Origin of the sequence: Pedobacter cryoconitis, assembly GCF_014207135.1 — a bacterium.
Taxonomy (GTDB): domain Bacteria; phylum Bacteroidota; class Bacteroidia; order Sphingobacteriales; family Sphingobacteriaceae; genus Pedobacter; species Pedobacter cryoconitis_D.
The window spans coordinates 153,583-176,443 of record NZ_JACHCC010000013.1; the positions used below are offsets into that span (position 1 = coordinate 153,583).

Consider the following 22,861-nt stretch of genomic DNA (forward strand, 5'->3'; position numbering starts at 1 on the left):
AGATTGTAGGGTTGACTCCTGCTGCAATAATATTATTGTTATTTTGCAGGATCTAATCTGTCAGTCTATGTCGAATCCTTTGAAGTTAATCTTCCTGTTAACGCTCCTCTTTTTTGCTTCTTGTTCTTCTGTGTATGTACCTAATGTACCCAACACACCTATGTTAAGTACACAGGGTGAATTTAGCGGGGGGGCGCATATCAATCTGAAAGGAGATGCCAACTTTAACGGGGCTTATGCTGTGGCCAGTCATATTGGTGTTTTGGCTGGGGGAGCGTATATGAAGGATGAGCGTACCCGTAAAGATATAAACCGTAAACAGGTAGAAGCTGGCGCGGGTTACTTTAATACTTTCGGTCCTGAGAATAACAGGATCCTGGAAATATATGCGGGTATTGGAAGAGGGACAACCAACCGCACTTTCAGAACATATGATGATAATATTTTAACGAATACAGAATTTCAGCAGGTTAATTATAATAAAACCTTTTTGCAATTCAACTATAGCTCTAAGAAGAACAAAAACTTCCATCTCTTCGGGAACAACTACCCTTTAAATTATGGAACTGCAATACGTGTGAGTCACGTAAGTATGAGCCGGTTTCTGATTAATGGTGCTATGCAGCCCAAAGAAGACAACATCTTTGTGGAACCCATATTCTTTACCCGTATGCGCCTGAGTAAAGCTGTTCAGTTACAGTATACCACCAGCTATAATCTGGGACTGAAAAACCGTAAATATATGACAGCAGGGAACTCGATTTTCAGCATTGGTGCGGTAATTAATACCGGCGGCCTGAAGAAGAAAGATTAACAGAAAAATATACTATTTAACTATTTGTTTTTCTGGTTGTTATCTTTTGGTTTTAAAATATAATCAAGGTGTAAAATTAGTATTACCTGGATATTATTTTTAATTACTATATACCTTTTATTGTGTTTTGGGAAAGTAATAATTTTTCTCTAAATTATTATACCCATAATAAGGTATTTAAGCAGTGTAATTAGGTATTTTTCAATCTCTTTTCAGAATATATTAAAAAATTAATTAACTGATACACAGTTAATTATGTAATTAAGTTGCTTAATGTTTGGATAATTTTGCTTTTAGTGCAATTAAATTCCGTTTCGGAATGGTAGATTAGCTCCCAAATTGACAGATTTTTGTAGATACTGGCTTACCTATGGGCTCTGAAATACAAATGTTCAATGCTTAAATGATATTAAGTAAATATATTTCCAGCAATGAAAAACCATCTAAAGTACAACAGAAACGGTCTCTCTCCGAACCTCTTCATTCCACCTGAACGGTGTGATGTTTCAGAAGATTCCCAGTCGCAATTTTAAGTTATTAATAGAAACCAAATAAGAAGATGAATAAAGGGTGTGCTCTATAGCTGAGCGGGCCCGTTTATGCTTGTTTCCTGTTTTTTGGTTTAAATATATTCTACTATTTTATACAATACGCTCATGAACAAAAAAGTTAAGCATTTCGCTATGCTTATCGGATTGCTGTTTGCATTCGGTGCTAAAGCTCAGGTTGGAATAGGTACTAACGTTCCCGACGCCAGTGCCCAATTGGAAGTACTGTCTACCTCAAAAGGTCTCCTTATCCCAAGATTGTCGCTTACACAACGTAACGATATCAATAATCCTGCCAATGGTTTATTAATTTATCAGACTAATAGTTTACCGGGATTTTATTTCTACAATAATGGACAGTGGCAAAGACTGGTAAATAACTCTGAGTTAACTTCAGGAGGTAATGGAACGAGCGGAAATACGATCTTAAACGGAAACGTTGCTCCTTCGTCAAATATGGGTTCAAATGGTGATTTCTATTTGAATACCAGTACAAATACGTTATATGGACCTAAAGCATCAGGAAACTGGCCTTCTTCAGGAATTCTGCTGGTAGGTCCGAAAGGGGATCCTGGACTTCCGGGGAATTCTTTGCCCGTAACCGGGAAAACAGTCACATCGGGTGGTACAATCCTGATTGGTAATGGTCAGGAAGCGGTATTGAAGGACATTACGCTGGATCTGGCGGACAAGGCTGTTACTTCGGCAAAAATTGCAGATGGAACGATTGCTGACGTAGACCTGGATAAAACAAATATTCCACTGAGTGGTTTCGGGGCACCAGTTAAACATGTGTCCTTGGGAGGATACAGAATAACTAATCTGGCTACACCGACAAAAGATCAGGATGCGGCAACAAAGAAATATGTAGATGACCTATTCACAGGACCAGCTGTCCCGGGACAACCTGGACAAGCGCCAAGCCTGAGTTTTGATGCGGCTTATAATTTATCTGTTAAAGGAGGTAATTCGGTAAGTCTTGCAGATCTTAATCAGTCTTTAAGTCTGGTGGGAACAGTGCTTTCTATCTCCGGACCAAGAAACAGCCAGGTAGATCTTTTCTCTTTATTAAGTGGTGGAAGCGGCGGTGGCCTTGTGGCTCATGATGCCACGCTTACTGGACTTGGGAACCTGGGTAGCCCGTTGGGATTGGCCAATTCGGGAGTTGTTCCGGGTGTATATAACTCTGCAAATATTACCGTAGATGCAAAGGGAAGAATTACTGCCGCAGCAAATGGCAGTGGTAGCAGTACAGGTGCAGTGACTTCGGTGGCTGTAACCTCAGCAAATGGTTTAACAGGTTCGGTGATTAATCCTTCAACTACTCCTAATATCACTCTGGGAACTTCTGTTAACGGAGTTTTAATGGGGGCGGCTGGTGCAATTACTGCCGCGCCGACAACAGGTTCGGGAGCTGTGGTTTTAGCGAATTCACCAACATTGATTGCACCAAATATCGGAAATGCAACGGGTAATATTGATGGGACTGCACGTAATGTGACTGGGATAGTTGGTCTTGTAAATGGTGGTACCGGTGCAAATAATGCCCCTGATGCAAGGACGAATTTAGGACTGGGAAATGTAGATAATACTTCGGATATCAATAAACCAGTCAGCGATGCGACAAGAACTGAACTGGATAAAAAAATAAATGCGAATGCACCGGTGACGGCTGCAACTAAAACAAAAATAACCTACGATGTCAATGGTTTAGTGATCAGAGGTGAAGATGCGACGACTGCTGATATTGCAGAAACTACAAATAAGAGATATATAACAGATGCCCAGCTTACTTTAATTAATAACGTAACCAATACAAACACAGGTGATCAGATTGCACTTACAGTGCCGGTAACGCCAAATGGGGCTTTGATCTCAACCAATGTTCAGGCTGCATTAGAAGAATTACAGGGGAAAATCACGACTTCAGCTGGTGGTGGTTTAACTGCGGTTAAACATGACGGAACTTTAACGGGTGATGGTAACACAACACAGCTGGGATTGGCTGACAAAGCTGTAATGCTTACAAAAATGGCAGATATGGGAGCTAATTCACTTATCGGAAGAAGTTCTGCCGGTACTGGAAGCCCTGAATATCTGACTGTCGGATCAGGAATCAGTTTAAGCGGTGGTGTATTATCTGCGAATGTTCCGGTTGCAACACCAGCTACTCCCGGATTAATGAATCCTGCTGATAAAGCTAAACTGGATGGGCTGACTAATTATAGTCTGCCTGTTGCTTCGGCTTCTGTATTGGGGGGTGTTAAAATAGGTGCAAACCTTAGTATTGATGGCAGTGGCGTACTATCTGCAATCAGTTCTGGTAGCAGTGGTATTACTGGCGTAACTGCAGGAGCTGGTCTGGCTGGTGGTGCCCTGACTGGGAATGCTACTTTAAGTCTGGCTACGATCCCTGGGAATACAATTCTGGGAAACATCGGAACAACAGATGCAGTGCCGACAGGCCTGACTGCATTAACTGTTAAATCAATTTTGTCTTTAGATAATGTTAAAAACCTGGATCAAACCAATGCGGATAACCTGACTACCGGAACTATCAAGTCCGGTCTTTTCGGAAACGGAACTATTCCTGTCGGTGCATTGAAAACTACGGGTACTGCTGACGGAACAACTGTCCTTCGCGGAGATGGAACCTGGGGACCTATCACTGCTGGCTCACTGACTGGTATACTTCCGGTTGTAAATGGAGGAACAGGTATCGGATCATATACTGCAGGAAATTATATTAAGGCAGGAAATGCAACTACTTTAATCGAGGTTACGCCAGCGGTTTTAAAAACCGATCTTGGAATAGACCAGAAAGAGGATACCGCCAATAAAAGTATAGATGATACTTTCTCCGGTAATTCAGATACTAAATTCCCAACAGAAAAAGCAACAAAGACTTATGTTGATAAAACTGTTGCTGCAGCGGTAAAAGCGGCGGAAATAGGGGCTGGTGCTGTACCTGATGCAGATGCCATCACTAAAGGAAAATTAAAGCTGACGGGTGATCTGGGTGGAACTGCAGATGTGCCACAGGTAAACTTTGTAGGTGGTGTAACTGCTGGTGTGATTAAAGACGGCGTAACGCTCGCAAATGCAGCGACAGCGGTTAATACACCAAACACAATTGTCAAAAGAGATAACAGCGGCAACTTTTCTGCTGGTAAAATTACAGCAGATCTGTTGGGGAACGCAACTACGGCTACAACTGCAGGATCAGCAACTACTGCGGTTAATGTAACGGGTGTTGTGGCTATCGTAAATGGCGGAACAGGTGCAACAGATGCGCCGGGTGCCAGAGCAAATTTAGGTCTGGGTAATGTACAGAATACAGCAGATAAGGATAAAATTGTAAGTGATGCTACACTGGCAGCATTAAATGGAAAAATAAATACATCGGATAAAGGTGCACCATCGGGTGTAACCCCGCTGGATGCATCAGGTAAAATTGATACTAAATATTTACCAAATTCTTTAACAGGCGCTGTAACTTATCAAGGCACTTATAACGCGGTCACCAATTCACCTGCACTGGCTTCTCCTTCTGGTTCTAATAAGGGTTATTATTTTGTAGTTACGGCAGCCGGAACGCAACAGGGTTTATCTCTTGGGCTGGGTGACTGGGTAATTTCAAATGGTACAACCTGGGATAAAGTAAGCAGTAGCAGTACGATCTCAACTGTATTTGGCAGAACAGGCGCAGTTGCCGCTGCAGCTGGTGACTATAATACTGACCAGGTAACAGAAGCAGGGAATAAATACTATACTGATGCAAGGGTAAGTGCGAATGCGACAGTGGTTGGTAAAGAAAACTCTTCAAACAAAAGTACTGATGGCACACTGGCCAGTAATTCGGATACTAAATTTCCGACGGAAAAAGCAACAAAAACATATGTTGACAGTAAGATTCCAGCATTTACAGCTGCTGATGCCAGCAAGGTTCTAACAGTAAATGGTGGTGGTACAGCAGCAAGCTGGGTTACCCCGGTTGGCGGTGGCGGTAGTGGAACAGTAACTTCAACCTCGATTGTGAATGCAAACGGGATTAGTGGTACTGTGGCTACACCAACTACCACACCAGCGATTACATTGGTTTTAGGAGATATCAAACCTATATCTGTCACAGCTACAGGAGCGATTTCTACAACGGGAACTATGAGTGCAAGTAATCTGAAAGGTACTAATACAGGAGACCAAACAGATATTACCGGTAAAGCGGGAACTGTAGATACCAATGCACCGATATCAGGTGATGTGACTACTACAGCTAAAAATACAGTGGCTATTAACCCTAATGCGGTGACTTATGCTAAAATGCAGGCTATGACCCCTAATAAATTATTAGGATCAGGTGCGTCGGGAACAGGGGTCAGTGAAATTACGCTGGGTACTGGTTTAAGTTTCTCAGGGAATACACTGAATGCAGCGACTGGTGGTGGTGGCGGATCAGTAAATAGTGTATCTGTGGTCTCCGCTAACGGAATCAGTGGGACAGTTTCTAATCCGACAACAACACCGGCAATTACACTGGCGCTGGGAGATATCAGACCAACTTCTGTGGTCTCGGCAGGAGTCATCAGTGGAAGTAACCTTTCTGGTACTAATACAGGAGATCAGAACATCATCCTTTCGGGTGATGTAAATGGCAGTGGTTTTGGCGCAATAACGACTACCATTGGTGTTAATAAAGTGACTTCTTCTCATATTCTGGACGGAACTATCGTTGCGGCTGATATAGCCAATCAAACGATCACTGCCACTAAACTGAATAACATTACAGCAAACGGGACTGCAGGACAAGTGCTTTCTTCAAACGGAAGCGGTGGATTTACCTGGGCAACCGCTGGAGGTGGCGGAGGTACTACAGATTTAACTTATACTGCTGCGCCGACCCAGGGAACAATTACGCCGACTACTCCCGGAAAAGCGGTTATTATTCCGGGAGCAACAGCAGTTGCAGCCGGTCTGATGCCAAATACAGATAAATCTAAACTGGATAAGATTGATGATATCGTACAGGCTACTGATGCGAACAAAGTGTTAACGGTAAGCGCTGATGGTTCAAAGGCCAGCTGGGTAACGCCGGCGGCTTCCGGAGGTAGTTCATTGATTACTTATTATCTGAACAATAAGAAATACTTTATCAGGGCAACAGGCCCGGGTGTAACAGCTACTTTATCTGGTAATACAGTTACTGTAGTGATTCCGACAGGTGTAACCTTAGATTATTTTAAAGTCAAAACCAGCTATTCAGAACTGGGCAGTCAGGCCTTCATGAATATTATTATTACAGATAAGAATGCGCTTTGGAATAACGGACCGGATGATTTAGTCGTACCTGTTGTTCAGATTATCGATATCAACTCTGCATCACCGGTTGTGAATGCAGTAACGATGATGGGTGGTACCAACTTTGGTTTTACACTACAGGGATATTCGGGTGGAACGATTAATCTGCAGACAAATAATATCAGTAACCACACAGGATCACTTGGTTTTTTTATCACAGTAAGACCTTAATCATATGAAAGCATTTAAAGTTTATGCAGCTGTTCTATTTTTAATGATTTGTACGTTTCGAAGTCAATCACAAACAATAACTCAGTTTAACGGTCAGTTCAATATTCTGTTTATCAATACCGGACAGGAACCCAATGTCTATTATATTAACGGATCGTTTTCTGATGCTGCAAATATGTTTAATGCTAATCAGGTACGTAAAGGTGACCAAATCATTGATAAAAGTGGAAATACCTTCGAAATTGTAGATGTCACTATTGATGGGACAAATATCAATACAACTTCGAAAGCTTTTGATGGTATTCCTCCGGGAATTGGTCTGGGGCTGATTTACAGGCCAAGTCCGCGGGGATTTCCGCTGACAACGATCAATACACCGGCAGCTGCACTGACCAGTGCTTCAAATACGGCGATACTGGCGATCAATACAGCTATACCAAATTATACTGCGGGAGATGCACTTCCATCTTCCACGGGAACAGTTGGGGATATCATTTTTAATTCAGGAGATCAGTTACTGTATCAGTTAACCAGTGATGGCTGGAAAAGTATTCCTCCGGGTGGTATCCGTACGGAATATGCTAATCCACCATCTTCAGCTGATCCGGGAACAAAAGGGGATATCTTTACTTCTTACTGGGATAGTAAATATTATGTTTTTGATGGCTCAAGCTGGGCTCAGCCAAAAACTCTGGCGGCTTTGCCAACTTCTTCAAAATATGGGGATGTGTTTTTTGTCAAAGGAGAGATGAAGCTCTATATGATGGGCGGGGATAATAAGTGGAAAGTGATCAGTAGCTCGTCTATCCCAGGTGGTCCGGGAACAGACTTGCCAACGCAATCCAAGCCTGGTGATATGTTCTTTAATACTGATCAGAACATTTTATATGTTTATGATAAAAACGGGAAATGGGTAGAGGTTTCTACTAATGGTTCAAATCCTTCAGGAAGTGTTAATCCTGATCCTTCGGCAACGGTAGTTAAGGAGGGCAATTTATTTTACAATACTTCAGACCATAAGCTTTATGTTTATAATGGTACAGCCTGGGTACCGATTGATCTGAGCCTGCGTACCGGACAGGTTTTTGTTGGAAATAGTTCTAATATTGCAAGCGGGGTTACACTGGCAGGGGATGCTACACTTAATGCATCGGGAAGATTATTAATTAAAGACCATGCTGTAACAGATGAAAAACTGGATAAGGCCAATATCCCTTTAAGTGGTTTTGCCATTCCTACTGACAATGTCTCATTCGGAGATGGGACAACAAATTATAAAATTGTAAATATTGCAAGCCCTACAGGTCCTTCTGATGCGACAACTAAAGGATATGTAGATGCTTTGTTTTCCTCGCCAAGTCTTTTGTCTCTGCCATTAAATAACTTTTTTGTAGGTAACTCTTCGAGTAAGGCTACGGCAACTGCAAAAAATATGATCCCGATCAGTGGGTTTGACAGGGCCTATGCAAATGTATCTATGGGGACAGGAGCATTAGGACCTAATTTTAAAATTATCAATATGGCCGATCCTGCCTCCGGACAGGATGCCGCTACTAAAAATTATGTAGATACACATGTATTTGCACCAGCAAACCTGAATCTTCCAAAAGGAAATATGTTTGTCGGAAGTGATATCAGTACTGCGGTAGCAGTAGCAAAAAATACAATCTTATGGAGTGAATTCGGAGCTGCGGCAACTGATGTCTCTGTGGGTGGTTTCAAAATTAATAACCTTGCAGATCCGGTAGCTGTACAGGATGCGGCAACTAAAAATTATGTAGACAAGAAGGTTATCAGTCCGGCAAGTCTTACACTGACCAAGGGGAATTTCTTCATTGGAGATGCCACTGGAAAAGCGGCAGATGTAGCTAAAAGTACTATTCCTTTAAGTGGCTTCGCGGCAGCAGCTACTGATATTTCTATAGGTGGATTCTTACTGAATAATGTAGCTGCACCGTTAGCCGATGCAGATGCATCCACCAAAAAGTATGTGGATGATCTTTTCAAAACTCCGGCTTCTCTTCTGGCTTTACCAGCGGGGAATTTCTTTGTGGGTAATGCAGGGGGAAAAGCTGAAGCAACAGCAAAAAAACTAATCCCAATCAGTGGATTTGCTAAAGCAACTGACAATATTTATATGGGTGATGCGGCTACGCAGTATGGGATCAGCTTTTTGGCGGAACCATTGTTTGCCCAGGATGCGGCCACTAAAAACTATGTGGATACAAAGACTTCATCTGTAGGATCAATCATTTTACCAACCGATCATATCCTGGTAGGGGATGCAACTAATAAGGCTGTAGATATTGCTAAAAATGCTGTTCCTCTAAGTGATTTCGGTACTGCAACAACAGATATTTCTCTGGGTAACGGGACAGCAAATTTCAAAATTACCAATCTGGCTGATCCTGCTGCGGATCAAGATGCTGCCACTAAAAAATATGTGGATTCCAAATCTTCAAAAATACCAGTTGGGCCAACTGCACCAGGTACTGCTGTTGCCGGGGATACTTATTACAATACAGCTGATAACCGCTTATATGTTTATAATGGTACATCGTGGGTACCGATGGACAATAAGCTGGCCGACCAGCAACTGTACGTAGGTAATTCTGCTGGCGTTGCAGTGTCTACACCAAAAAATGTAATTCCACTCAGTGGGTTCGGTTCGGCTCAGGCGGATGTATCCATGGGTAATTTTAAACTGACTAATCTGGTTGATCCTTTAGCGGATCAGGATGCGGCTACAAAAAAATATGTTGATGCAGGATTACTGACTGCGGGAGCTAATGCAAAAGATAACCTGGGTAACCACAGGGCAACAGAGAATATCAAGCTATCGGTATTTGCCATAAGTAATGATGGAGCAGATGGAAAGGGAGTGACTTTTGACACGCAGGGAAATGCCAGTTTTGGCCAGGACTTAACGATTAATGGAAATCTTTATACCCCATCAGACAGGAGACTGAAGACCAATATTGAAACCCTGGGAAATGTACTTCAGAAAATAGATCAGTTAAGAGGAGTAAGATTTGAATATAAGGACCAGCACAAGTATGCTGCGGGACAGAAAATCGGGGTGATTGCCCAGGAACTGCAAAAGATATATCCTGAAATGGTAACCAAAGGTAAAGACGGCTTTTTAAAAGTTGATTATACTCAGCTTACCGGTATGTTGATCCAGGCAGTAAAAGAACAGGAGCAAAAAATTGATGAATTGCAGATTCGCATGAATCAGCAGCAGGAACAGATTAACAGTATCCTGAAAAGAATGCAATAATAAAATTAGGACAGCAGAATTTTGAAGACATTATACCATACGATAAAGATTATAATTTTCTTATTGCTTGCCGGAACTGCTTCAGTTTCGGCACAGGCATTTTTTAGGGTTATTGGTGGTGTTCCTCATCTTCCGGCGATTGATCCTGTAACAGTGGCTACTCCTTTACCCGGAATGCTGATCTACAGTAATACGGATAAACAGCCAATGATCTATAATGGGGCAACCTGGGAAACGTTATGCAGCAGTAATATTAATACTGCTACAGTGAAGGATTACCTGGAAGTCAAAACCGGAATCCCATATTTATCTTCTCTGGATGCTGAACCTGCAGGAGCTGCTTCCTCGGGAGGAGTCTATTTTTCCAAAACGGATCATACCATGAGAGTCAATGATGGTAATTCGTGGTATGCAGTAGCCGAATTACTGGCAAAGAGTAGTTTTACGCCTCACAATGGTTTTTCAACAAACAGCGGGCTGAAAATTTCTAAGCTCCCGGTGCTGACAACTAACCCTGCGCCTCTGGGTTTATCGGCCGGGGCAATTTATATTAACACAGTATCCAGGGCTATTCGTTATTATGACGGTACGGTGTGGAAAGACGTCAGTTGCCTGCCGGTAATTTCAACAATTATACCTACTAAAATCACGAATGTTTCTGCAATAAGCGGAGCAAATATTATGAACAATGGGGGTTCAGCAGTAACTCTCCAGGGGATATGCTGGAGCACCAGTATTTATCCTGATACAACATTAACGACTAAAACAAGAAACCTGATATTCGGAACTGATGTGGGCTTATTTCCCGGGATTATATCCGGTTTGCAGGCGAATACGGTTTATCATGTTCGCGCCTATGCAGTAAACAGTTCGGGTGTGGTCTATGGAGAAGATCTGACTTTTACTTCGGCAATGGCTTCATTGCCATCAATTATTACACTGGATATAGATAATATTTTCCCGATTATGGCCAATAGTGGCGGGATAATCAGCAGTGACGGTGGGGCACCGGTTACTGCCCGTGGTATCACCTGGAGTTCGACAGGAGATCCAAAAGATGATCAGGATGCAGTAATTAGTCTGGATGGTTCTGGTGTTGGAACATTTCCAAGCCGGCTGATTGACCTGCTCAAAAATACAACTTATTATGTACGGGCATATGCCGTCAATATTATTGGTAAGGCTTATGGTAACCTGTTGCAGTTTACAACACCCGCAGCCACGGCACCTGTACTGAGCTCACCAAATATTAAGATTGTAGATATTACCGATGTTTCAGCAGTTAGTGAAGTAACCATTATTAATAATGGGGGAGAGGTCGTGACTGAGCGCGGAATGAGCTGGAGTACTGACAGGGTGAACTTTACCTATGGCCCTTCGACTACGGTTAATCCTACTGATATTGGAACGTTTGTCTGCAATATTACTGGTCTGAAGCAAGGAACACTGTATTATGTACGGGCTTATGCAAAAAATAGTGTCGGGATAAGTTATAGCAGTGAATCCAGTTTTATCACCACCTCTCTGCCCACTTTAACAACACTGGCTCCATTAAATTATGATGCAGCAAGTCATGTGGATGGTAACTTTGCAAGTTATGACGGAACAATAGCCATGAGTGGCGGAGATATTACCAGCAATGGTGTCTCGCTGATTACTAAACGGGGAATTGTATGGAGTACAGATCCGAATCCTACTACAGATTTAACTACTAAAGCTGAACAAAATGTGACCAATGGTGGTAAGGGTGTATTCAGGAGTTACCTGACTTCTTTATCTCCGGGAACCATGTATTACGTGAAGGCTTATGCGATTAATAGTATGGGGACAGCTTATGGAGAAGAATTTAAATTCAGAACCCCACAGGTCCCTGATCTGACGACAAACCCTGCGGTTCTGCTGACTAATATTACGGGAAGCGGCGGTGGAAATATTGTGGATGATGGCCGGATGCCGGTGAATACCCGGGGGGTATGCTGGAGCACGACAAATAACCCTTCTATTGATGATCCGCATAGCACTAATGGCTCTGGAAGCGGTACTTTTGTAAGTGACATCACTGGATTGATGGGGAATACCAAATATTATGTGAGAGCTTATGCAATCAATAATGTCGGGATCAGCTATGGAAATGTAAGTTCATTCGTAACCGGGCCACCCGATAAGCCGGCTGTGGTTACATCCCCTATTCTGGCAACATTGGCAGCTACTGCAACGGGCGGTGGAGTGGTGACTTCAACCGGGGGAGCAGAAATCACTTCAAGAGGAGTGGTGTGGAGCCAGACGGCAAATTTCACACCCAGTCTTTCTCTGTCCACCAAAACTCAGGAAACGGGTGGCCCAGGTCAGTTCAATAGCACAATTACAGGGCTTGTACCTAACAAAACATATTATGTAAGAGCCTATGCAGTGAATAGTATTGGGGTCACTTTCGGTGAGGAAGTCAATTTTAAAACTTTTACAATTCCTTCACTGATTACGACTCAGGCAAGTAGTATCACCAGTATAGACGCAGTAAGTGGTGGTGATATTTTTAGTGACGGAGGGGATAAAGTAACCAGAAGCGGAATCGTGTGGAACACGAAACCAAATCCAACTATTGATCTACCTACCAAAACACAAACTGGTTCAGGGGTCGGCACATTTATACATACTATCCCTAAATTATTAGGAAATACAACATATTATGTCCGTGCCTATGCGATTAACAGCGCGGGTATTGCTTATGGAAATGAAATTACTTTTAGTACCAGTGCGCCGGTCCTTCCGATAATTACGACGAAAGAAGCAACAGAGATTAATGGGACCAATGCGCTAAGTGGCGGGAAGCTCATCAGTAATGGCGGGGCTTTACTGACAATGAATGGAATTGTCTGGAGCACAGTTTCGGGTTTTCAGCCGGATACGGCTACCAGGCAGAAAACTATTCAGCAATCTACTGATGATTTTGTCAGTATGTTAAACAATTTATCACCTGGAACAACCTACTATGTGCATGCCTATGCGATCAATCCGGTTGGTCTGGTATTTGGTAATGAGATTGTTTTAAGAACGCCAAGTGTACCTTCACTGACTACACTGAAACCAATTACTTCAACAATTACCAGCACATCGGCTACCAGCGGAGGTAGTATTATCAGTAATGGCGGAACTTATATCAGTAGTAATGGTATCTGCTGGAGTACTTCAAAAAATCCTAGACTGAGTGATCAGAATACTATAGCAGGTTCGGGTACGGGAAATTTTACTGCAGCACTTAAAGACCTGATGGGTTCAACGACTTATTATGTACGTGCTTTTGCCACCAACTTTGCTGGTACGGGTTATGGAAACCTGGATAGTCTGACCACAAAACCACCGGTTCCAACTACGGTAATTACAGCAAAGGCAACAGAGATCACAGCTACGACTGCAACTTCAGGTGGTGAGATTACCAGCAATGGTGGTGCGCTGGTGAGTACCAGAGGAATTGTATGGAGTACTGACCCTGATTTTGCACCAGATACAGTTACAACAAACAGGACTGCAGATACAGGTTATGAGAAGGGGATTTTTGTTAGCTATATGAAAAAACTGGTTCCCGGAACAACTTATTATGTTCGTGCTTATGCGGTCAGTATTGCCGGAACCTCATATGGAAATATAATCAGTTTTACGACACCTGATTATGCAACGCTGACTACGAATTCACCTGCTCAGGTTTCAAATACTTCTGCAATGGTGGGTGGAACAGTTACGGCTGCTGGAGGTTCACCGGTTACTGGAAGGGGAGTCGTATGGAGTACAGTCTCTAATTTTACACCGGATGCTTCTTCAGCAAATACAACCAGTAACGGTGCAGGTATCGGAAGTTTCGACAGCCAGCTAAAGGATTTGCTTCCTGATACTAAATATTATGTCAGGGCTTATGCGATAACGATGGCTGGTGCAGCTTATGGCCAGCAGGTAAGTTTTACTACCTATCCTCCGGGATTGAGTACTTTAACTACTATAGCGCCTACACAGATCACAGGAAATACGGCATCCAGCGGTGGGATTATCAGTGATGAGGGAGGTGTCGTTGCCGATACGCGCGGGGTGGTCTGGAGTACTCAGCCGGGCTTTAATCCTGACCTGGTTCCGGCTTCAGGCAGAACGGTTCAGGCGGGAGCGGGTAAAGGACAATTTATCAGTAAACTTACCGGACTGATTCCTGGAACAACTTATTATATACGGGCTTATGCTTCGAACCGGGTAGGTACAGCCTATGGAGATGAAATTAGTTTTACAACACCGGATATTCCTTCACTGACTACGATCAATATCTCTTCTGTTACCGGAACGACGGCAGTAAGTGGAGGTGTGATCAATCAGACAGGAGGAACACCTTTAACTGCACAGGGGATATGCTGGAGCATCAGCCCTAATCCAACAATTGGTCTGATCACTAAAACGAGTGACGCCGGAAATGGTGTGTTCACCAGCAGACTGGCAGGATTGAAACCAGCTACCAAATATTATGTCAGAGCTTATGCGACCAATTCTATTGGTACTGCCTATGGTAATGAAATCAGTTTTACCACTACACCTATTCTGGCGAGTGTGACAACGAATGATGCGGTGGTTACTTCAGATAATTCCATTAGCAGCGGAGGGACTATCACTTCGGATGGTGGAAATCCGGTTACTGCACGCGGTTTGATCTGGAGTAAAAGAGCAAATTTTAAACCTGATACAGTTGTCACGAATAAGACGGTTAATGGAACGGGTATAGGGAATTTTATCAGTGAGATTAACCCTATGGACAGGAGTACCACTTATTATATACGTGCTTATGCCACTAACAGTGCAGGGACAGCTTATGGAAATCAGCTGATGACTTCTATATTTCCTACTTCACCTATTCTGAATACCAATATCATTACATCAATTACAGGCGTAACGGCTGTAAGTGGTGGAGAAATTGTGAAAGATGGTGGTGCGCTGGTCACCAAACGGGGAATCGTCTGGAGTACTTCACAAAATCCGACAATATCTTTATTAACCAAGACCAGTGATGTGGATTTTGGGGATGGAACTTTTACCAGTAGTATGACTGGTTTGTTGCAGAATACTACTTATTATGTAAGGGCCTATGCGGTTAATGGTATCGGCGTGGCCTATGGATTGGAAAAATCATTTACAACACTGGCTGTTCCTACCTTAACAGCGACTACTCCTGCAACTAACATCTTGGCTACAAGTGCAGTCAGTGGAGGGAAAATCACTGATGACGGACGGACGGCTATTACCAGTCGAGGAATTGTATGGGGCACCTATGATAATCCAACTATTGATCTGAGTACAAAAACTGTAGATCAGCTGACTCAGGGAATAGGTAGTTTCACAGCGACGCTTACTGGTTTAAAAGCAAATACTACTTATTATGTAAGAGCCTATGCAACGAATATGGTAGGGATAACTTATGGTAGTCAGATCGTTCTTAAAACCAATACTGTAATGTTGCCAACATTAAGTACGGTACCAGTTACAGCAATACAAGGTATTTCGGCCGTAGGTGGTGGAATAGTCACAGATGACGGAGGGATGCCGGTTGTCACCAGAGGTTTAGTCTGGAGCTTAACCAGTTCGCCAACTATCGCACTGCCAACCAAGATTATCAATGGTACAGCAGGTACGGGTACATTCAGCAATGTCTTTGCCGGACTTATACCGGGTACTACTTATTATATCCGCGCATTTGCAACGAATAGCGCAGGAACTGCTTATGGTAATGAACTGACCTTTACAACTTCGGCCATTGTGCCCTCGTTAAGTCAGGTGGCGATTGCTAATCTGAAAATGAACAGTGCAGATGGAACTGCGAACCTGGTCTCAGATGGCGGATCGGCGATCACAGATCTTGGTCTGATCTGGAATACCGCAGATGTAATTCCTGACTGGTTAAATAACAATCTGTCAGTAGGTGCTTCAGGTACATCAATTACGGGTACAATGACCAGTCTATTACCAGCCACAAAATATTTTGTATGGGCATATGGTAAGAATGTAATTGGTACGGGTTATAGTGCGAAATCAACTACGTTCACAACACCTTCGCTGGCTTCATTGACTACAACGAAACCTAGTCTGGTCACGACAATAACAGCCAATTCGGGAGGAACAATTACGAGTGACGGAGGGGTACCGGTAACTGCCAGAGGACTGGTTTGGGGTATTGTGCCAAATCCGGTAATTGGTGGGGTTAATCAGTCATCGAATGGTACAGGTGCAGGTGGTTTTGTAACCAATATTACAGGATTGATAAAAGGTACAAAATATTATGTCAGGGCTTATGCTACCAACAGTATGGGAACTAGTTACGGTAACCTGGATAGCTTAACCACATTGGATATACCAAGTGTGAAAACAAGTCCGGCAACTAATATCCTAAGTACTTCGGTTACAAGTGGTGGTGAAATTACGAATGATGGTGGTGCGACTGTTACGGCAAGAGGGGTAATCTGGGATGTTGCTAAAGATCCGACAACAGCTTTAACAACCAAAACAGCCGATGGTACTGGCCCAGGGGTATTTACCAGTAAGGTTGGTCCGTTGGCCTTAGCTACCAAATACTATTTCAGGGCATATGCTACTAATAGTGTGGGGACTGCTTATGGTAAACTGGATAGTTTAAATACACCTGCAGTACTTCCTGTAGTTGGTCCAGTGACTATTAGCAATATGACCCAGAATACGGCTACAGGAACGGCTGCGGTAACTTATGATGGTGGAGCTGATGTTACTGCGAGAGGTTTTGTCTGGGATACTTCAACGGGTCCTTCACTGGATAATAATGTGATTTTAAGTGGTACGGGTATAGGAAGTATGAGCACGGTATTTACCGGACTGGTAGAAGGCCCAACCTACTATGTCAGAGCCTTTGCAACGAATAGCGTGGGAACAAGCTATTCTGCTGAAATGAGTTTCAAAATATGTAAACCTTTTACTGTAATTCATAAGGCTGGATTAAATGGTGCACCTGTTGATAAAACAGTGACTTATGGTTCATTCAATAGTATTATGTCAGGTGAGGCTAAATGCTGGATTACTAAAAATCTGGGGGCTGATCAGCAGGCAATTGCAGTAAATGATAACAGTGAGGCAGCTGCCGGATGGTACTGGCAGTTTAACAAGGTACAAGGATATAAAAATGACGGAACAAACCGTACACCTAATAATGCCTGGACTCCATGGATCACAGGTAATAGTGAGAATTCAAATTGGTTAGCAGCAAATGATCCTTGTGTTCAGTTACTTGGTGGCGGCTGGCGTATTCCAACATCAACGGAGTGGGTAAAGGTAATCGGATCACCGCAAAACTGGACTAGTATTGCTGATGCTTTTGCTACAGAATTAAAACTCCATGCTGCAGGTTTAATGGCGAGTAATAATGGTGTTTTAGCTTCAAGAGGGGCAAACACAAGTTACTGGAGCAGCACACAGTATAGCAGTTCTCCTTATGCTAATTATTTTTACAATGGAAACCAGGTGAGTTATGCTGATAAAGCCTATGCTATGCCAATCCGTTGTCTGAGGGATGCACAGGTGAAAAGTATTCCTTCTATAAGTAATGTGACTTTGCCGGTAGCCAGTATGACGGCTAATTCGGCAAATGGTTTGGCTACTGTGACCAACGACGGAGGGGCTTCGGTCACTAAAAGAGGATTGGTATGGAATACGACAGGTTTACCTACCCTGGCCGACAATGTTGTTCTCGTTGGTAAAGGAACAGGTGATATTACTGGTACAATTACTGGTTTAGTGGAAGGACCTACTTATTATGTTCGTGCATTTGCAACTAATAGTGAGGGTACTGCTTATAGCCCGCTGATCAATAGCTTTAAGATTTGTATTCCTTTTACTGCCATTCACAAGGCAGGCTTAAATGGAGCGCCTGTAGATAAAACAGTAACTTATGGAGTCGTAAATACTAGTATTTCGGGAGCTGCCAGATGCTGGATCACCCAAAACCTGGGCTCAGATCAGCAAGCTGTTGCTGTAAATGATAACAGCGAGGCATCTGCCGGATGGTACTGGCAGTTTAACAGATTACAGGGGTATAAAAATGACGGGACTAACCGCACACCAAATAATGCCTGGACCCCATGGGTTGGAAGTAACAGTGAGAACTTAAACTGGTTACCTGCTAATGATCCTTGTATACAATTGTTAGGTGGTGGATGGCGTCTTCCTACATCAACCGAATGGGCTACGGCGCTTGCACCTCCGCAAAACTGGACAGGTGCGGCATTAGCGTATGCGTCAGAGTTAAAAGTGCATAACGCAGGATTAATGGCTAACAACACGAGTGTGTTAAGTGCGAGAGGTACTAACATGAGTTACTGGGCCAGTACGCAATACAGCAGCGCTTCTTATGGTAATTATTTCTATAATGGTTATACCGTAAGTTATGCTGATAAAGCTTATGCTATGCCAGTCCGTTGTCTGCGTGATACATTGACGAAAAATCTTCCTTCGGTAACGAATGTAACTGTACCAGTTCCTGAGATGACAGTGAATACGGCTAATGGTTATGCTACAGTTACCAATGATGGCGGTTCTGCAATAAGCGCGCGAGGTCTGGTATGGAATACTACGGGTACCCCTACGCTTGCGGATAATATAGTTAATCTGGGAACAGGAACTGGCGCAATCAAGAGTATACTGGCCAACCTTGCAGAAGGGCCAACTTATTATGTTCGTGCATTTGCAACTAATAGTTCAGGAACAAATTACAGTCAGCTGGTGAGCAGTTTTAAAATCTGTAATCCATTTACAGTAATTCATAAAGCCGGACTAAATGGTGCACCTGTTGATAAAACAGTGACTTACGGAACAATAAGTACTAATATTTCGGGTGCTGCCAGATGCTGGATTACGCAAAACCTGGGTTCGGATCAGCAGGCTACTGCTGTCGGTGATGCTACTGAAGCTTCTGCCGGATGGTACTGGCAGTTTAACAGATTACAGGGTTATAAAAATGATGGAACTAACCGTACACCGAACAATGCCTGGACCCCATGGATTGGAAGTATAAGTGAAAATCAATCCTGGTTACCTGCCAATGATCCTTGTATATTACTTCTAGGTGGCGGATGGCGTCTGCCAACCTCAGCAGAGTGGGCAGCAGCAGCGGCACCTCCTCAAAACTGGGGTGGTACAGCGGCAGCTTATGCATCGGAATTAAAACTTCATAATGCAGGATTATTGGCCTATAACACGGGTGCTTTAACTGTCAGAGGCACCAATATGAGTTACTGGACCGGTACACAGTACACTAGTTCTCCTTATGGTAATTATTTCTTTAATGGTTATACTGTAAGTTATGCAGATAAAGCGAATGCTTTACCTGTCCGCTGTCTGCGTGATACCCTGGCGAAAAATATTCCATCGGTAACTAACGTAGTTGTTCCTGTTGCTGAGATGACAGTGAATACGGCTAATGGTTTGGCTACGGTTACTAATGATGGTGGCTCTGCAGTTAGCTCACGTGGTCTGGTATGGAATACTACGGGTACACCTACACTTGCGGATAATGTGATTAATCTGGGAACGGGAACAGGGAACCTTAAGGGAACATTGACTAGTCTGATAGAAGGGCCAACTTATTATGTGCGTGCTTATGCCACAAATAGTACCGGCACAAATTACAGCCCACTGGTGAGTAGCTTTAAAATTTGTAATCCATTTACGGTAATTCATAAAGCGGGATTAAATGGAGCGCCTGTTGATAAAACGGTAACATATGGAACCGTAAATAGTGGTATATCGGGTGCTGCCAGATGCTGGATCACGCAAAACCTGGGAGCCGACAAACAGGCCAATACAGTTGATGATAATACCGAGGCTTCTTCTGGCTGGTACTGGCAGTTCAACAGGGTCCAGGGTTTTAAACATGACGGTGCAACCCGGACGCCTAATAACGCGTGGACTCCATGGGTTGCAAGTAACAGTGAAAATTTAAACTGGTTACCTGCTAATGATCCTTGTGTCCAGCTACTTGGTGGCGGATGGCGACTGCCGACCTCAACCGAATGGGCGACGGCGGTGGCACCTCCTCAAAACTGGATTAATCAGGCTGCAGCTTATGGGTCGGAACTGAAGATTCATAGTGCAGGATATTTAACTCTTAATACTGCTGTTTTGACTTCCAGAGGCAGTTATATGGCTTACTGGAGCAGTACACAGAATGCGAGCGTTAGTTATGGTAACATTTTGTTTAATGGTAATGGGGTTTCTTACGCTGATAAAGCTTCTGGATTTCCAATCCGTTGTCTGAGAGATCAACTGGCGAAGAATGTGCCTTCAGTAAGTAATGTAGTTATACCTGTTGCTGAGATGACGGCTAATTCTGCTAATGGTTCGGCTACTGTAACTAATGATGGTGGAGCACCGGTAACGGCAAGGGGGGTGGTATGGAATACTACAGGTACACCGACCATACAGGATAATGTTATTGCTCTGGATAAGGGAACAGGAGTTATCAAAACAACATTGCCTAGTTTGACAGAAGGGCCAACTTACTATGTTCGGGCCTATGCAACAAACAGCGAAGGTACAAGCTATAGTCCGGTAGTGAGCAGTTTTAAAATTTGTAATCCTTTTACTGTGGTTCATAAAGCAGGGGTAAATGGGGCACCTGTTGATAAAACGGTGACTTATGGAACAGTAAGTAGCAATATTTCGGGAGCTTCAAAATGCTGGATTACTCAGAATCTAGGTGCAGACCAGCAGGCTTCGTCATTAGCTGATGCTACAGAGGCTTCGTCTGGCTGGTACTGGCAGTTTAACCGTTCGCAGGGTTATAAGTATGATGCTGTTGGCAGGACTCCAACCAATGCAGTTAAACCATGGGTGATAACTAATAGCGAAAATCTATCCTGGCTACCTGCAAATGATCCTTGTGCATTGCTGTTAGGTACAGGATGGAGAATCCCTACAAATACAGAATGGACGGCTGCTGCTGCTCCGCCTCAGTACTGGCAAACTCAAGCACAGGTATACAGTTCAGAATTAAAACTTCATGGTGCAGGATATCTGCCTTATAATACTGGTGTTATCACTGGAAGAGGCACAGTTATAATGTATTGGAGTAATACACAGTACAGTAGTAGTCCTTATGGAATTTGTTTCTTTAATACTGCTAATTCTTATACAGATAAAGCCACCGGAGTACCTATACGTTGTTTAAAAGATTAATTGTGGAATGAATAATAAATATAAAATGAGTGGTGAAAAAATGAAAAATGTAATGCGGTTGTTACCTGTTGCTTGTTTATGTCTGCTGGGCATAAAGTCAAAAGGGCAGGACGTCAATCTGAAAATACATTTGTCGGGAGTATATAAAAGTAAGATTACCTTATTGTCCATATCGGGTTCATCGCTGAAAACGGTTTCTGAAAATCCGGGCATAAAGAATGGAGAAACAGCTGTTCTTAATATTTCTAAAATTCAGTTGCCAGCAGAGTTCGTACTGCGGTTTGATTATCAGGAAAAAGAAACGAGTAATCCTTATCCGGCAGAGAAACACATTTTTGTGAGTAGTCAGAACCTGGAACTATGGGCCCGTCCTAAAGCATTGAATCATCCGGATAGTACTTACTTCCAGAAGGGGGAAATAGAGAACACTTTGTTTGACAGGTTCTCGCGGGACAATATGAAACAGCGGGAACAGTTAGGTCTGCTGCAAAATTTTCTGATGAACTATGACCAGCCGGAATCTAAGTTTTTTAATCTGGGTACTGAAGAGTATGAACAAAGAAGACTGACTTACAATAAATGGGTCGGTGCACAGATAGAACAGCATAAAAATGCCTTTGTGAGTAATGGTTTTGCTTTCCAGTATATCTCTCCGATTTTATGGAAAGGAAACGGTAGTGACAGGATGAATAGTGTAATCGCGCATTATTTTGACGGAATGGATTTTAAAAACCCAATGATTCTCAAAACGGCCGATCTGAAAGACTGGATGGATAAGTATGTGAATATTTATGGAACAATGTCTACAACTATTCAGCTCCGGGATTCTCTGTTTACGCTTGCCGGAAAACGAGCGGTTGAACGGGCAAAACTGGGACATCCTTTAGTTTACGGATGGATGGTCGATTACTTCTATACGGGGTTTGAAAGTTTTAATATGACCGCGGGTATTAAGATGCTGGAACCTTATCTGAACGATCCTCTCTGTCTGACCGCAAAACGAAAAGCTATCGAACAAAGGCTGAAGGGAATGGAAACTCTGGTAACGGGATCTGTTGCTCCTGATTTTAGCTGGAGACTGACTTCAGGTAAAACGGTACAGTTTCAGCAATATAAAACCGAAGCTAAATATAAACTTGTCCTGTTCTGGTCGGCCGAATGCCAGCATTGTAAAGAACTGTTGGATCAGCTTCATCCCTGGTACCAGGAGGGAGCTAACAGAGATATGATGGATGTATTTGCCATTAGTCTGGATGAAACAGAGACGGAAATTCCTGCGTGGGAAAAGGCTAAAGTTAATCTTCCGGCCTTTAAACATCAGCGGGCTGAACAGGGGATCAGAAGCCCGGAAGCTAACGCTTATTTTGTTTTGTCTACCCCTACAATGGTTCTGGTAGATGCTAAAACCAACAAGATTGTCGCTTTGCCCGAAACAGTTGAACAGCTGAAGGCAGCTATGAAATAAACAATATA

At 43.1% G+C, this 22,861-nt stretch carries 5 protein-coding genes; all 5 read left to right on the forward strand.

The features are described from left to right. Positions 1-67: 67 nt before the first annotated feature. The 5 genes from HDF25_RS22330 to HDF25_RS22350 all read left to right on the forward strand — a co-directional run bounded on the left by HDF25_RS22330 (position 68) and on the right by HDF25_RS22350 (position 22,853). A complete protein-coding gene (locus tag HDF25_RS22330) occupies positions 68-814 on the forward strand; it encodes a hypothetical protein (protein ID WP_184628617.1) in 747 nt (248 codons plus the stop codon). A 656-nt stretch (positions 815-1,470) separates the two neighbouring features. After that, positions 1,471-6,888, forward strand: coding sequence for a beta strand repeat-containing protein (locus HDF25_RS22335; protein WP_184628618.1), 5,418 nt, complete (start codon positions 1,471-1,473; stop codon positions 6,886-6,888). A 4-nt stretch (positions 6,889-6,892) separates the two neighbouring features. Beyond that, positions 6,893-10,168 carry a tail fiber domain-containing protein gene (locus HDF25_RS22340; RefSeq protein ID WP_184628619.1) on the forward strand — a complete coding sequence of 1,092 codons (3,276 nt, stop codon included), beginning with the start codon at positions 6,893-6,895 and terminating at the stop codon, positions 10,166-10,168. A 21-nt stretch (positions 10,169-10,189) separates the two neighbouring features. Further along, on the forward strand, positions 10,190-21,388 hold the full coding sequence (locus tag HDF25_RS22345) for a hypothetical protein (protein WP_184628620.1): 11,199 nt from the start codon (positions 10,190-10,192) through the stop codon (positions 21,386-21,388). A 7-nt stretch (positions 21,389-21,395) separates the two neighbouring features. Beyond that, a complete protein-coding gene (locus HDF25_RS22350; RefSeq protein WP_221450999.1) occupies positions 21,396-22,853 on the forward strand; it encodes a TlpA family protein disulfide reductase in 1,458 nt (485 codons plus the stop codon). The last annotated feature ends 8 nt before the right edge of the window (positions 22,854-22,861 follow it).